The sequence below is a fragment of the Rhizobium sp. SG741 genome (genome assembly GCF_012275435.1).
Classification (GTDB): domain Bacteria; phylum Pseudomonadota; class Alphaproteobacteria; order Rhizobiales; family Rhizobiaceae; genus Rhizobium; species Rhizobium lusitanum.
In genome coordinates this window covers 199,010-212,675 of the sequence record NZ_JAAZQP010000002.1, presented here as the reverse complement: position 1 = coordinate 212,675, position 13,666 = coordinate 199,010, and the positions used below count along the sequence as shown (strand labels likewise).

The window sequence follows — 13,666 nt, the reverse complement described above, 5'->3', positions numbered from 1 at the left end:
ACGACGCCTATAACGATAACAATATATCGTTAAATTATCAACGTTTTGTCGTCAACATGAATTGATCAAGCCACGCTCGGCTTCAACACCGTGCGATGTGGTAATCGCTGATAATCTGCGGCAAGAAGCTACGCCTGCTCGGACACGGCCATGTCCAGCGTGTCAACTGACACGCAAGAGGTCGTTCAATTGCATTGTAAAGCCGCGCCACCGTTGACGCATGTCCTAAAAGCGGATGCGCTAGTGCAATCCGCCGACGCCGAGGAAGCGCTCGACGGCTTGGTGATCCTGAGCAAGGGCCTCGGGCGTCCCCTTCCAGGCAAGGCGGCCGCGCTCCAGAATGATGACGTCGCTCGCGAAATCGAGCGCGCTTTGAATGCGCTGCTCCACCAGAAGAATGGTCATGTCGCCTGTTTTGGCGAGCTCGGCGAACGCCGTCATCAGTTCCTCGCAGATGACGGGCGCAAGCCCTTCCAGCGGCTCGTCCAGAAGCAGGACGGAGGGGCGGCCGAGGATCGTGCGGGCAGTCGACAGCATCTGCTGCTCGCCGCCGGACAGCTGACCACCGAGGTTCTTGCGCCGCTCCTTCAGGCGCGGAAACATGTCGTAGGCTTCCTGTATCGCGCTTTTCGGCCGTTCTTTCAGCCCGACGGAGAGGTTTTCCTCCACTGTCAGCGTCGGGAAGACATCGCGCGTCTGCGGCACGTAGCCAAGACCCTGATGGGCTCGTTTGGCGCTCGGCAGCCCGGCAATCTCGGCCGAACCCAGTCGGATGTGGCCATCGTAACGGCGCGTCTGGCCGGCAAGCGTTGCCAGCAGCGTGCTCTTGCCCATGCCGTTGCGGCCGAGCACGGCAAGCCTGCCGCCGGCCGGCACGGAAAAGGAAACACCTTCAAGCACCCGTGTCGGTCCATAGCCGGCCGACAGATTTTCCACTTCAAGCGGCGTGGCCGGCATGGGCATAGCTCCCGAGATAGGCTTCGCGCACACGCGCATCCTGCGTCACGTCTTTCGGCGAACCGTCGAAGATGATGGTGCCGGCGGCGAGTACCACCACGCGCTTGGCGAACCGGAAAACCAGATCCATGTCATGCTCGATCATCAGCACGGCGAGATCGGGCGGCAAATCGGCAAGCGCCTGCTCGATGCGGCCGGTATCGCTTTGCGGCACGCCGGCGGCAGGCTCGTCGAGCAGCAACACCTTAGGCTTCAGGGCCATGGCGACAGCGATCTCAAGGAGCCGCTGCTGGCCATAGGCAATCTCGCTGACCTTGCGATGCGCCAGGCCGGCAAGACCGAGCGTGCCGAGCAGTTCTTCCGTCTCGGCCATGACGTCGCGCATGGCAAGGAAGTTGCCGAACATGCGGCCGGAGCGACCCGTCCGCTGCAGGACCGCCATGCCGATATGTTCGGCCGGGGTCATATCCTGAAACAGCCGCGTCACCTGGAACGAACGCACCAATCCGCGCCGGACTCTGCCGATGGCGTCGATCCGGTTGACGTTGTGACCGGCGATATGGATCTCACCGGCATCCGGCCGCAGATTGCCGGTGACGAGATTGACGAAGCTGGTCTTGCCGGCGCCATTCGGACCGATCAGCGCGACGCGATCCCCCGGCGCCATGGACAGGCTGACGTCATTGGTGACAGTCAAGCCGCCGAAAGCCTTCCTCAGATTTTTGACCTCGAAAATCGCGCTCACGACCGCGCCTCCCTACGGCGAGCGACATAGGCGGCGGCCGTGCCGTAAATGCCCTTCGGCGCGAAGAGAACGACGAGGATCAGCAGTGCGCCGACGATCGTCAGCCAATGGAAGGGATTTGCTGCCGAGACATAGTCTTCGAAGAGCATGAAGATCAGCGTCCCGACAAGCGCGCCGAACAGCGATCCGGTGCCGCCGAGCACGAGCATGACGAGCGCCTCGGCCGACTGCGTGAAGGACAGGCTGTCGAGACCAACCACCTGCGTCGAAATCGCGTTCAATGCGCCGCCGACGCCGGCAACGGCGCCGGAAATCACATACATCTTGATCAATGCCGCCTTCGGCGAGGCGCCCATGGCGCGAATACGCAAGGGATCCTGCCGGATGCCGCGACAGAGCATGCCGAACGGTGAGCGCACGAGAAAGCGCAGCAGCACGAGCACGATCAGCAGCAATGCGACGCCATAGATGTAGGCCGTATGCCCATAGAGATCGAATTCGAAACTGCCGAACAGCGGGTCCGGAGAAATGCCTGACAGGCCGTCGCTGCCGCCGGTCCAGCTCGAGGCCTTGTTGGCGAATTCATGGAAGAGGTAGATCAGCGCGATCGACAGCACGAGCTGCGGCAGGCCATGGGCTCGCAGAATGACGATGGAACAGACCAGGCCAGCGACCGCGCCGCCCAGGATGCCGGCAAGCGTCATCAGCAGGGGATCGTTGATGCCGTAATGCGCAGACGCGATGCCGGCGGCATAGGCGCCGGCGCCGAAGAGGGCCGCGTGACCGAGCGTCGCCACACCGCAATAGCCGGTGACCAGATCGAGCGACAGAACCAGAAGCCCAATGGCGATCAGGCGCGTCAGAAGCGCGAGATTGTCCGGAAACAGGATGTAGCCGACGGCGGCCAGCACTACGATAACAGCGACCGCAATCATATCCTGTCCAACAGTACGATGTCTGGTCACGGCGGGGGTGGCCTCTTTTTCCAGTGTCAGCGCCATCTTACTTCATCCTCCCGGCAAAGCCGCGCGGGAAGACGCAGACGATAGCAATGACGGCCAGATAGAAAAAGAAGTCGCCATACTCGGGCATAAGGTAGCGGCCGGTCGTATCAATGCAGCCGAGGACGAGACAGGCAAGCAACGCGCCGGAGATGGAGCCAGCACCGCCGACCGAGACGACGACAAGGAAAGTCACCATGTAACGCAGGGCATAATAGGGCTCGACGGGCAGCAATTCGGCGCCCACCACACCGCCAAAGGCGGCAAGCCCGACGGCTATGGCGAAACTGACCGCATAGACGATCTCGGTCCTCACCCCGAGAGCCGCCGCCATCGAGGCATTGTCGACCGAGGCGCGCAGCTTGACGCCGAAAGACGTCTTCTCGATCGTGTACCAGAGCGCCAGAGCGACGATGAGGCCGCAGACGATCGCAAAGATACGATGCGTGCCGATGGTGCGGAAACCGAGGTCGACAGAGCCTTGCAGGCTGCCGGGCAACGGTATGGTCTTCAAGGTCGGGCCGAAGACATAATTGGCGATGCCGATGATGCAGAAGGTGATGCCGATCGTCATCAACACCTGTGTCAGTTCCGGCGCACCGTAGATACGCCGGTAAAGCAGTCGCTCGATCGGGATGGAAATAATCACCGTGCCGATTACGGCCAGCAATACGGCAGCGGCATAGCCCAATCCCAGATCGTGCGCCGCATAGGAGGCGATATAGCCGCCGATCATGGCGAAGGCGCCATGGGCCAGATTGACGACGCGCATCAACCCCATGGTGACGGAGAGGCCGATGGAGATCACGAACAGCACCATGCCGTAAGCGAGGGCATCGACTGCTATGCTGAGCACGGTTTGCATCGAAATCACTGGTCCGGTTATTGCGGCGCCGACCTTTGGGTCTCTATCTGAGCGGAAACCAATTCCGCTCAGATAGAAGCTATCGGTGAGAGCGTCCTACTTCACTGCCGCGAGGCCGGGATCGCCCTGCTTTTCGAAGGTCTGAATCTCCTTGTTGTAGTACTTGCCGTCATCGCCCTTGGTGACCTCGCGCAGATAGATGTTCTGCGTGATGTGACGGCTTTCGGGATCGATGGTGACCGGACCGCGGGGGCTGACCCAGGAAAGACCCTTCACGGCATCGACAGCCTTCTGCGCATCCTGCTTGCCGCCGGTCGCCTCGATCATCTTGTAGATGACATGCATGCCGTCAAAGGCGCCGACGGCCGGGAAGGTCAATTCGGCTGGATTGCCGATCGCCTTGTCGCCAGCCGCGACGAAAGCCTTGTTTTCAGGGGAATCGTGCGAAATCGCATAATGGAACGTCGTCTGCATGCCGAGGGCCGCATCGCCAAGCGCCGGCAGGTCGGATTCCTGCGTCAGGTCACCTGGGGCGAACAGCTTGATGCCGGCCGTCTTCAGGCCGTTTTCATTATAGGCCTTGACGAAGCCGAGCGTCGTCGGGCCGGAGGGCAGGAAGGCGAAGACGCCCTGCGCGCCGGAATCCTTGATGCGCTGCATGATCGGGCTGAAATCATTCGTCGACAGCGGCATGCGTATGGCCTGCACCACTTCGCCACCCTGCTTCTCGAAACCGGCCTTGAAGGCATTTTCGGCATCGACGCCGGGGCCGTAATCGCTGACGACCGAGATGACCTTCTTGACGCCGGCGTCATAGGCAACCTTGGCGATCGGGGTCGATGTCTGCCAGGTTGTGAAAGAGGTACGAACGACAAGCGGGCTCTTGGTGACAATCGCCGATGTCGCGGCGTTGAAGATCACCATCGGCACATTGGCCTGCTTGAGGATCGGCGTCACCGCCATGGCATCCGGCGTAAAATAGAAACCGGCAAGGTACTGCACATGCTCCTTGACGACCAGTTCCTGGGCCAGCGCCTTCGATTGCGCGGGATCGGCCTGCGGCACGTCGCGGTAGATCACCTCCACCTCGTCATTGCCGACCTTCTTGCCATTCACAGCCATATAGGCATCGATGCCGGCCTTGAAATTCTTTCCCTGCAGCGCAAACGGCCCCGAAAAGGGTCCGATGACCCCGACCTTGATGGTATCGGCATAGGCAGCGCCGCCAAGGGCAACGGCCGCGATGGCGGCCAAGACAAACCGTTTCATTCTTTCTCCTCCCGGCGGCGCGGATTCCGAGCCGCACCTGATCTTCAAATCTCGATCATCGCCAATTTCTCATAGGAAATAGTGATGTAAAATGAAATAAATATCATAACCCATAATTCATGGGTTATGATTGAAGGCGAATACCTCGCTCATGCTGCCGTCCCCAACCGCTTGATCATACCGATCAGCTCCAGCGTGTGGCGCAGCGACGCAGCCGTCGCCACCGCCATTTGGGGCAACAGGAGCCATTCCAACGTCCAGGCGGCCCCGGAACGCTCCTGTTCGTGAACAAGCGACTGATGGATACCGGAGAGTTGGACGGCGTTGAAGCGAGCGAGCGTCACCAGCATCTCCGCCGCAACCGGATTCTGCTTGTGCGGCATGGCGGAGGAGCCGCCGCCGCCGGCAAGCTCGATCTCATCGCCGGCCTGTGCCAGAAGCGCGACGTCCTGACCGATCTTGCCGAGACTGCCCGAGATCATCGACAGCAGCCCGGCCAGTTCGGCGATGCGCCCGCGCTGGCTCTGCCATTGCGGCTCATCCGTCAGACCGAGCGCCTGCGCCAGCGAGGCACGGATGTCTTCCGCCCTCGGCCCGAACTTTTCCAGCGTGCCGGCCGCACCGCCGAATTGCAGGGCAAAGCTCTCCTGCGTCAACCGGTCCCGATATTGATCGAGCGGATGGCGCCAGGCACGCAGCCGGTCGGATACGGTAATCGGGATTGCGGCCTGCATGCGAGTACGGCCCATGAGCCTGTTCGAACCGAACTGCTTGTCAAGCTTTTGAAGTCCTGCAGAGACGGCAAAAAGGCGGCCGCTCAAGAGGAAGGCCACCGCCTTCAGGCGCATCATCAGGCTGGTATCGATGACGTCCTGGCTGGTGGCGCCGAAATGGGCATGGCTGCCGGCATCCTCGCCGACGGCTTTGCGCAGCTGCTTGACGAGATCAGGCACGACAACCCCGTCCGTTGCCGTTGCAGCCTTCAGGCTCGAGAGATCGGGCTCGAAACTGGCGCAGATCTCCTCGATACGCCGCGCGGATGCCTGCGGGATCAACCCATGCTGCGCCTCCACCCTGGCAAGCGCCGCTTCGAAGTCAAGCATGGCGCGGATGTCGGCCGTGGCCGAAAAATAATCCGAAATCTCCGCGTCACCGAGGAGGCCGGACAGAAAAGGGTGATCGAAGGGAGAAATGCTCATAGCCTATATATCGAGGAAAACCGTTTCCCTGTCTCCCTGCAAATGCACATCGAAGGTATAGACCGAACCCTCCTTGGTGGCGACGAGCGTCGCCAGGCGATCCTTGTGTTCGATGCGGGCAAGCAAGGGATCCTCGGCGTTGGCGCTCGTCTCTTCAGGAAAATACATGCGCGTATGCAGGCCGATATTGATGCCGCGCGCTACGATCCAGAATGTGATGTGCGGCGCCATCTTGCGTCCGTCCTTGAAGGGAACGCGGCCGGGCTTGATCGTTTCGAAGCGAAAAATCCCATCGTCCGAACTCGTCGGACAACGACCCCAGCCGGTGAAATTCGGATCGGCCGTGCCGCGCAGTTCCGAAGGACTATTGTAAAGTCCGGCGCTGTCGGCCTGCCAGATCTCGATGACCGCATCCCTGACCAGCCCGCCGGCGCCATCGAGGATGCGGCCCGTCACCGTGATGCGCTCGCCATGCGTCTTGTCATTGACCATGGAGGCACCGAGATCCGCGTCATAGACGCCGCCGATTTCGCTGTAATTCGGCGTGAGGCCGATATGAACGTAAGGACCTGCCGTCTGCGAAGGTGTTTCCTTCAGATAGCCGAGTTCTTGTACCATCAGTTGCCCTCCAGCCGGTTTTCGAACAGGGTCGAGCGACGACCGCGCAACACGATATCGAACTTGTAGGCGCGCGCATCCATCGGGATCGTATTGCCCCAGTCGAGCGGTGCGATCAGCTGCTCGATGGCTTGCTTGTCAGGGATCGTGCCGACGATCGGACATTTCCAGATCATCGGATCGCCCTCGAAATACATCTGCGTGATCAGTCGCTGGGCAAAGCCATGGCCGAAGACGGAGAAATGAATATGAGCCGGGCGCCAGTCGTTGACGCCGTTCGGCCAGGGATAGGCGCCTGGCCGGACCGTGCGGAAGGCATAGTGGCCTTCGTCATCGGTGATCGCGCGGCCGCAGCCGCCGAAGTTCGGATCGATGGCGGCGAGATAGGTTTCCTTCTTGTGGCGATAGCGCCCGCCGGCATTGGCCTGCCAGAATTCGAGCAGCACGCCCGGCACCGGCCGGCCACGCTCGTCGAGCACGCGGCCATGGACGATGACGCGCTCGCCGATCGCGCTTTCGCCGTGCTTGGCAAAATTATGGATCAGGTCATTGTCCAGCTCGCCTATAATGGAGTGGCCGAAGACCGGTCCGGTGATTTCAGAGATCGTGCCGTCGAGCGAAAGCAATGCCCGCTGCGGCGAACGCAACACGGAAGTCTTATAGCCGGGCGCAAAGGCCGGCGGATGCCAGGCGCGATCCCTGGCAAAGAAGGCGCCCGTTTCGGGCTTGCTGTTGGTTCTGTCGGACATGTCTGCCTCGCTTCAAGCCGCCCTTTCGGCGTCCATCTGTTCAAAAACCTGCTTGGCGATCTTGATCGCATGGTTGGCCGCCGGCACGCCGGCATAGATTGCCACATGCAAAAGCGCCTCGCGGATATCGTCGCGCGTCGCGCCGGTATTGCTGGTGGCGCGCACATGCATCGCGACCTCTTCGTCCTGGCCGAGCGCCGCCAGCAGGGCGATTGTCACGATGGAGCGTTCGCGCCGGCTGAGCGTCGGGCGCGACCAAACGTGGCCCCAGGCCGCTTCGGTGATCAACTCCTGAAAAGGCCGGTCGAACTCCGTCACTCCCTGCTGGGCACGATCGACATGGCCGTCGCCGAGCACCGCTCGTCTCGTCGCCATGCCCTGCACATAGCGCTCGGATGGCGTGGTGGGGTCATTCATGGGGCTTGTTCTCCACGCAAAACGACATCGATGAAGGCACGAATGACTTCGGTCAACGCCTCGGGTTGTTCGACGCAGGGGATATGGCCGGCGTCCTTGATGACTTCATAGCGCGCATTTGGAATGAGCTTGGCCGTCGAAAGTACCAGCTCGGGCGGCGTGGAACCATCCTGATCGCCGACGATGCAGATGGTCGGAACCGCTATCCTTTTTGCCGCCTCGGTCAGATCGGCGTCGCGAAGGGCGGCGCATGTTGCGGTGTAGCCCGCCACCGGCTGACGGATCAGCATGTTGCAATAGCCGCCGAAGGCAGTGTTTTCCGGGCGGCGGAAAGCCGGCGTGAACCAGCGCTCCATGATCGCATCGACGATCGATTCGATGCCCGCGGCCTCGACCTGCGCGATGCGGGCGTTCCAGCTGTCGGCCGTACCGATCTTGGGGGCCGTGTCGCACAGGATCAAGGCCCGCACGAGATCCGGCCGCCGCTGATAGAGCGACTGGGCGATCAGCCCGCCGACGGAAAGACCGCAAATGACGGCATCCTTGACCGAGAGGAAATCGAGCAGGCCGGCAAGATCGGTGGCATGATCCTCGATCGAATAGGGCATCTGGCCGAGATCGGACAGGCCGTGGCCGCGCTTGTCGTAGAGTACGATGGCGAAATCGCCGGCCAGGCGCACGATCACGTCGCGCCAGATCCGGAAGTCGGTGCCAAGCGAATTGGCAAAGACAAGAACCGGCTTGTCGGGCGATCCGCCGATGATCTGATAGTGGATCGTGACGTCATTGATGCGGGCAAACTGCACTGGAAAATCTCCTCGAGCGCGAGATTGGAACTATAATCCGGTTAGGTAAAATGATATTTCTTTGCTCTACGATAACTCCCAAGTTATGAATGAGCATGCTCGACGCCCGCATCAAATTCCGCCATCTGCAGACCTTTGTCGAGGTTGCGCGCCAGAAAAGCGTGATCAAGGCGGCGGGACTGCTCCATATAAGCCAACCGGCGGTGACAAAAACGATCCGCGAGCTGGAGGAGGCGCTTGGCGTCTCCGTCTTCGAGCGCGACGGGCGCGGCATTCGCATCACCCGCTACGGCGAAGTGTTTCTCCGCCACGCCGGCGCAGCACTCTCGGCCCTAAGACAGGGGCTGGATTCCGTATCGCAGGAGCGCTCCGGCGAGGCGCCGCCGATCCGCATCGGCGCGCTGCCGACGGTGTCGACGCGGATCATGCCAAGGGCGATGGAATTGTTTCTCCGCGAGGAGACCTGGAGCCGCATCAAGATCGTCACCGGCGAGAACGCCGTATTGCTGGAGCAGTTGCGCATCGGCGATCTCGACCTCGTGGTCGGTCGGCTGGCAAGCCCGGACAATATGGCCGGTTTCTCCTTCGAGCATCTCTACTCCGAGCAAGTGGTCTTTGCCGTCAGGGCCGGTCACCCGCTGCTTTCGGCAAAGCAATCGGTGTTTTCCGATCTCAGCCGCTATACGATCCTGATGCCCACGCGAGGCTCGATCATCCGCCCCTTCGTCGAGAGCTTCCTCATCGCCAATGGCGCCGGCCGCCTGCCCAACCAGATCGAGACCGTGTCCGACTCCTTCGGCCGCGCCTTCGTTCGGGCCAGCGACGCCATCTGGATCATTTCGGCCGGCGTCGTCGCGGGTGATGTCGATGACGGTCTGCTGGCGCTGCTGCCGATCGATACCAGCGAGACGAAAGGGCCGGTCGGATTGACTGTGCGTACCGACGCCGTCCCCACCCTGCCACTGTCTATCCTAATGCAGACGATCCGCGAGGCGGCGAACGAGGTCGCCAAGAAGCTCTAGAATCGGCTCAGAACGGAAGACCGACATAATTCTCCGCAAGCGCGGTCGAAGCAGCGCGGGAATGGGTGAGATAATCGAGTTCGGCCTCCTGGATCTTCTGATCGAAGTCGCTGGTATCGGGAAAACGATGCAGCATCGTCGTCATCCACCAGGAAAAGCGCACGGCTTTCCAGACCCGGGCAAGCGCGCGAGCGGAATAGGCCTCCAGTCCGGCGTCCGAGTGAACCTGATAATGCTCGGCAAGTCCCGAGAACAGATAATGCACGTCACTCGCCGCCAGATTGAGCCCTTTGGCACCGGTCGGCGGAACGATATGGGCGGCATCGCCGACGAGGAAGAGCCGGCCGAAGCGCATCGGTTCGGCCACGAAGGAACGCAGAGGCGCGATCGATTTCTCGAAGGACGCCGCCGTGACTAGGGCTTCGGCATGATGAGCCGGCAAACGGCGGCGCAATTCGTCCCAGAAGCGATCGTCGCTCCAGTCCTCGACCTTCTCGTCGAGTGGACACTGGATGTAATAGCGGCTGCGCGTCACGGAACGCATCGAGCATAGGGCAAAGCCGCGCGGATGATTGGCATAGATCAATTCGTGATTGACCGGTGCCACTTCCGCCAGCACGCCGAGCCAGCCGAAGGGATAGACCTTCTCGAAACTGCGGATCGATTTTTCCGGAACGGACTTGCGGCTGACACCGTGAAAGCCGTCGCAGCCAGCAATGAAATCGCAATCGATGCGATGGGAAATGCCGTCCTTGTCATAAGTCAGATAAGGCGTATCGCCATCAAAACCGTGTGGCTGAACATTGGCCGCATTATAGATGGTCTGAGCGCCGCTTTGCTCGCGATGGGCCATCAGATCTCGGGTCATCTCCGTCTGGCCGTAGATGAGAACGCGCCTGCCGCCTGTGAGCCCATGAAGGTCGATGCGATGATCGCGACCGTTGAAGGCGAGCGAGAAGCCGTCATGCGGCAGGCCCTCTGCATGCAGGCGCGCGCTGGATTTCGCCTTGTCCATCAGCGAAACGGTGCCTTCCTCCAGCACGCCGGCGCGGACGCGGCCGAGGATATAGTCCTTGCCGACGCGGTCGAGAATGACATTGTCGATCCCGGCTTCCGTCAGCAGCTGGCCGAGCAGCAGACCGGACGGCCCTGACCCGATAATGGCGACTTGGGTGCGCATCGTTTCCTCCCATGCACGGTCTTTTGCCTAAGTCTGTCCGGCTGGCGGCAGGCTCGCAATGGACATTTCGGTCAAGAAATTGCACAAACCGAACATGGTGGAGGAGAAGAACCATGACGAGGGCCGTGCCGACCTATGAGCTCTACGGCGAAAATACCGGTCAAAAGCCGGATTTCTGGCTGCATTGTGAGACGATTCCCTCGCGCAGCAGCCTCCATCACTGGGAGATTCGCCCACATCGGCACGAGAGCTTCTTTCAGATCTTGTACATAGACGCCGGCTCGGGCGACGCGATCTTCGATGGAATTGCCCATCCCATCACGCCGCCCGCCATCATCACCGTGCCGCCACGCCTCAATCACGGCTTCCGGTTCTCCAAAGACATAGACGGCTTCGTCATCACCGTGCTGATCTCGCACCTGAAAGCCGCCCCCGGCGACCGCAGCCGGCTGGGGTCGTGGCTCGCCGACCCGCATCTGACCTTGCTCGATACCAACGATGAGGATGCCGCCTATGTTGCGCGCACCTTGCGGCGGCTCGGCGAGGAGTTTGCCAGCCATCGCAACGGCCGCAACGATCTGCTCGAAGCCTATCTCACCTCGGCAGTCCTGCTGACGGCGCGCATCGCCCAAAAGACGGATGAGGGGTCCAGTCTCGGCGACGAGAGCGAGCGGCGGACGGAAATGCTGCAGGGCCTTATCCAGCGCCATTTCCGCTCGCACAAGCCGGCCGCCTTCTATGCCGAAAGCCTCGGCATCTCGCCAGCCCATCTCAGCCGCATCGTGCGCAGCAAGACCGGCCATGGCGCCCACGAGCTGATCACGCGCAAGCTGCTGGACGAAGCCAAGCGCGAGCTGGTCTTCACCTTCGCGACCGTCCAGGAAATCAGCTATCGCCTGGGCTTCGCCGACCCCGCTTATTTCTCGAGATTCTTCGTAAAACAGACCGGCGAGACACCGCGCGCCTGGCGCATTGCCGAGCGGGCAAAGCTTGGGATGTGAGCAAGATAATCGCCTATGCCGATGGGCGGAAAATAATGGCCAGCCATCCACCCTCGAAGGACGAGGATGGCCCGGAGGAGCGTGAAGGTTACGGAAGCACCAGCCTCAACGCCTTCTGCGTTTCTTTCAGCAATGGCAGAAAGCGCTCCACCATGTCGGCGGCGGCGACATAGGCGGCCGGGGCGCCGATATTGATGGCCGCCACGGTCTGGCCCCGATCGTTTTCGACCGGGACGGCGATGGAGCAAAGGCCTATTTCCAGCTCCTGGTCGATGACGGCATAGCCCTGCGCCCTCACCCGGCGAAACTCGGCCATCAAGTCTTCCGGATCGGTCTTGGTGTTCGGCGTGTTCGCCCTGAGATCGGTCCTCGCGAGGACGGAGCGCGCTTCGCTTTCCGGCAGGGCGGCGAGCAGGACGCGGCCCATCGAGGCACAGAAGGCCGGAAGGCGGCTGCCGGGCGTCAGGTTGATGGACATCACCCGGCGCTGTGAGGCGCGTGCGATATAAACGACTTCGGTGCCGTCGAGCACCGAGGCCGAGGCATTCTGGCTTGCCCGCTCGGAGAGCTGATCGAGATGAGGCTGGATAATGATCGGCAGGGGCGTCGCCGCCAGATAGGCGTGACCGAGCCGCAGGACCTTCGGCGTCAGGGTGAAGAATTTTCCGTCGTAAACGGCATAACCGAGCTCGGAGAGCGTCAGCAGCGAGCGGCGCACGGTGGCGCGGTCGAGCCCGGTCAGTTTCGATGCTTCGGCGATCGTCAGACGCTGCCGCGTCTCCCCGAAGGCTTCGATGACTTTCAAGCCCTTGGCAAAGCCGCTGACGAAATCCGTCTCTCGCATCATCCACTCCAAATTTTCGACCATTTTGTGCGATATATGAACAAATGTCAAATAACGCACAAATTTATTGACGATGTCAGGCCAAAGGCGCTTATTGACGCCCACAGGACAGCATTTGTTGAGGAGGCCCTATGGCGAAAATCCTATCGCTTTCGCAGGCGGTGGCAGAGAATGTGCACGATGGCGATACGGTCGCCATGGAGGGGTTCACCCATCTCATTCCCTATGCCGCCGGCCACGAAGTCATCCGACAGGGCAAGAAAGACCTCTATCTGGTCCGCATGACGCCGGATATTCTCTATGATCAGCTGATCGGCGTCGGCGCGGCGCGCGGCATGAAATTTTCATGGGGCGGCAATCCCGGCGTCGGCTCGCTGCACCGTTTCCGCGATGCCGTCGAGAACCAGTGGCCGCGACCGCTTGAGATCGAGGAGCATTCGCATGCCGCCATGGCCAACGCTTATGAGGCGGGCGCGGCAAACCTGCCCTTTGCGATGCTGCGCGGCTATATCGGCGCCGACCTGCCGAAGGTCAATCCGAACATCAGAAACGTGACCTGTCCCTTCACCGGCGAAGTGCTGGCTGCCGTCCCGGCTATCCGGCCGGATGTCGCCATCATCCACGCGCTGCGTGCTGACCGTAAGGGCAACGTGCTGCTCGAAGGGATCGTCGGCGTGCAGAAAGAGGCGGTGCTTGCCGCCAAGCGCTCCATCGTGACAGTCGAGGAAATCGTCGATGAGCTGAACCCGCCGTCGCCGAACTCGGTCGTGCTGCCGACATGGGCGTTGACCGCGGTCGCTCTCGTGCCCGGTGGGGCATTCCCCTCCTATGCGCAGGGCTATTATGCCCGTTCCAACGCCTTCTACATCGCCTGGGACGAAATCGCCCGCGATCGCGACAGCTTCCTGGCCTGGATCGACGAGCATGTGATGAAGGCCGGTCCGGAGGATTTCGCCAAATATGTCGGCAAGAAGCCGGTCAAGTCGGCGTGAG

At 61.3% G+C, this 13,666-nt stretch carries 15 protein-coding genes; 3 read left to right on the top strand and 12 right to left on the bottom strand.

What is annotated here, in order from left to right; genetic code table 11:
- Positions 1-240: 240 nt before the first annotated feature.
- The 10 genes from FHT29_RS06410 to pcaD form a co-directional block, all read right to left on the bottom strand.
- A complete protein-coding gene (locus FHT29_RS06410; protein ID WP_168599391.1) occupies positions 241-957 on the bottom strand; it encodes an ABC transporter ATP-binding protein in 717 nt (238 codons plus the stop codon).
- The gene (locus FHT29_RS06405; protein ID WP_047558817.1) at positions 938-1,702 is read right to left on the bottom strand and encodes an ABC transporter ATP-binding protein; all 765 of its coding nucleotides are present in this window, start codon (positions 1,700-1,702) and stop codon (positions 938-940) included. The genes FHT29_RS06410 and FHT29_RS06405 overlap by 20 nt, the downstream gene beginning before the upstream one ends.
- Positions 1,699-2,703, bottom strand: a complete 1,005-nt coding sequence (locus tag FHT29_RS06400; RefSeq protein ID WP_168599390.1) for a branched-chain amino acid ABC transporter permease — start codon at positions 2,701-2,703, stop codon at positions 1,699-1,701. Before FHT29_RS06400 ends, FHT29_RS06405 begins: the two co-directional genes overlap by 4 nt.
- A gap of 1 nt (position 2,704) precedes the next feature.
- On the bottom strand, positions 2,705-3,568 hold the full coding sequence (locus FHT29_RS06395) for a branched-chain amino acid ABC transporter permease (RefSeq protein ID WP_037192849.1): 864 nt from the start codon (positions 3,566-3,568) through the stop codon (positions 2,705-2,707).
- 96 nt (positions 3,569-3,664) lie between these two features.
- Positions 3,665-4,837, bottom strand: a complete 1,173-nt coding sequence (locus FHT29_RS06390; protein WP_047638357.1) for an ABC transporter substrate-binding protein — start codon at positions 4,835-4,837, stop codon at positions 3,665-3,667.
- Between the two features lie 149 nt (positions 4,838-4,986).
- Positions 4,987-6,036 carry a 3-carboxy-cis,cis-muconate cycloisomerase gene (locus tag FHT29_RS06385; RefSeq protein WP_113108839.1) on the bottom strand — a complete coding sequence of 350 codons (1,050 nt, stop codon included), beginning with the start codon at positions 6,034-6,036 and terminating at the stop codon, positions 4,987-4,989.
- A gap of 3 nt (positions 6,037-6,039) precedes the next feature.
- On the bottom strand, positions 6,040-6,654 hold the full coding sequence (gene pcaG / locus FHT29_RS06380) for a protocatechuate 3,4-dioxygenase subunit alpha (protein ID WP_037192855.1): 615 nt from the start codon (positions 6,652-6,654) through the stop codon (positions 6,040-6,042).
- Positions 6,654-7,403: a protocatechuate 3,4-dioxygenase subunit beta gene (pcaH, locus tag FHT29_RS06375; RefSeq protein WP_168599389.1), complete on the bottom strand. Its 750-nt coding sequence runs from the start codon at positions 7,401-7,403 to the stop codon at positions 6,654-6,656. Before pcaH ends, pcaG begins: the two co-directional genes overlap by 1 nt.
- Before the next feature lie 12 nt (positions 7,404-7,415).
- Positions 7,416-7,820, bottom strand: coding sequence for a 4-carboxymuconolactone decarboxylase (gene pcaC, locus FHT29_RS06370; RefSeq protein WP_168599388.1), 405 nt, complete (start codon positions 7,818-7,820; stop codon positions 7,416-7,418).
- Entirely contained in the window at positions 7,817-8,626 is an 810-nt protein-coding gene (pcaD, locus tag FHT29_RS06365; RefSeq protein WP_047558802.1) for a 3-oxoadipate enol-lactonase, read from the bottom strand. The genes pcaC and pcaD overlap by 4 nt, the downstream gene beginning before the upstream one ends.
- Before the next feature lie 95 nt (positions 8,627-8,721).
- Here pcaD and pcaQ point away from each other — a divergent pair, with 95 nt between their 5' ends.
- Positions 8,722-9,648 (top strand): pca operon transcription factor PcaQ, encoded by a 927-nt coding sequence (pcaQ, locus tag FHT29_RS06360; protein ID WP_037193286.1) that lies wholly within the window; start codon positions 8,722-8,724, stop codon positions 9,646-9,648.
- 7 nt (positions 9,649-9,655) lie between these two features.
- Here the strand turns inward: pcaQ and pobA are convergent, their stop codons facing one another.
- Entirely contained in the window at positions 9,656-10,828 is a 1,173-nt protein-coding gene (pobA, locus tag FHT29_RS06355) for a 4-hydroxybenzoate 3-monooxygenase (RefSeq protein WP_168599387.1), read from the bottom strand.
- 113 nt (positions 10,829-10,941) lie between these two features.
- On the opposite strand from pobA, the gene FHT29_RS06350 reads away from it, so the two are divergent.
- Complete coding sequence (locus FHT29_RS06350) at positions 10,942-11,829, top strand: helix-turn-helix domain-containing protein (protein ID WP_113108838.1); 888 nt, start codon at positions 10,942-10,944, stop codon at positions 11,827-11,829.
- A gap of 88 nt (positions 11,830-11,917) precedes the next feature.
- Here FHT29_RS06350 and FHT29_RS06345 read toward each other — a convergent pair whose 3' ends face one another.
- Positions 11,918-12,673, bottom strand: a complete 756-nt coding sequence (locus FHT29_RS06345) for an IclR family transcriptional regulator (RefSeq protein WP_037193288.1) — start codon at positions 12,671-12,673, stop codon at positions 11,918-11,920.
- Positions 12,674-12,804: 131 nt separating this feature from the next.
- Here FHT29_RS06345 and FHT29_RS06340 point away from each other — a divergent pair, with 131 nt between their 5' ends.
- Positions 12,805-13,665, top strand: coding sequence for a CoA transferase subunit A (locus FHT29_RS06340; RefSeq protein WP_168599386.1), 861 nt, complete (start codon positions 12,805-12,807; stop codon positions 13,663-13,665).
- Position 13,666: the final 1 nt, after the last annotated feature.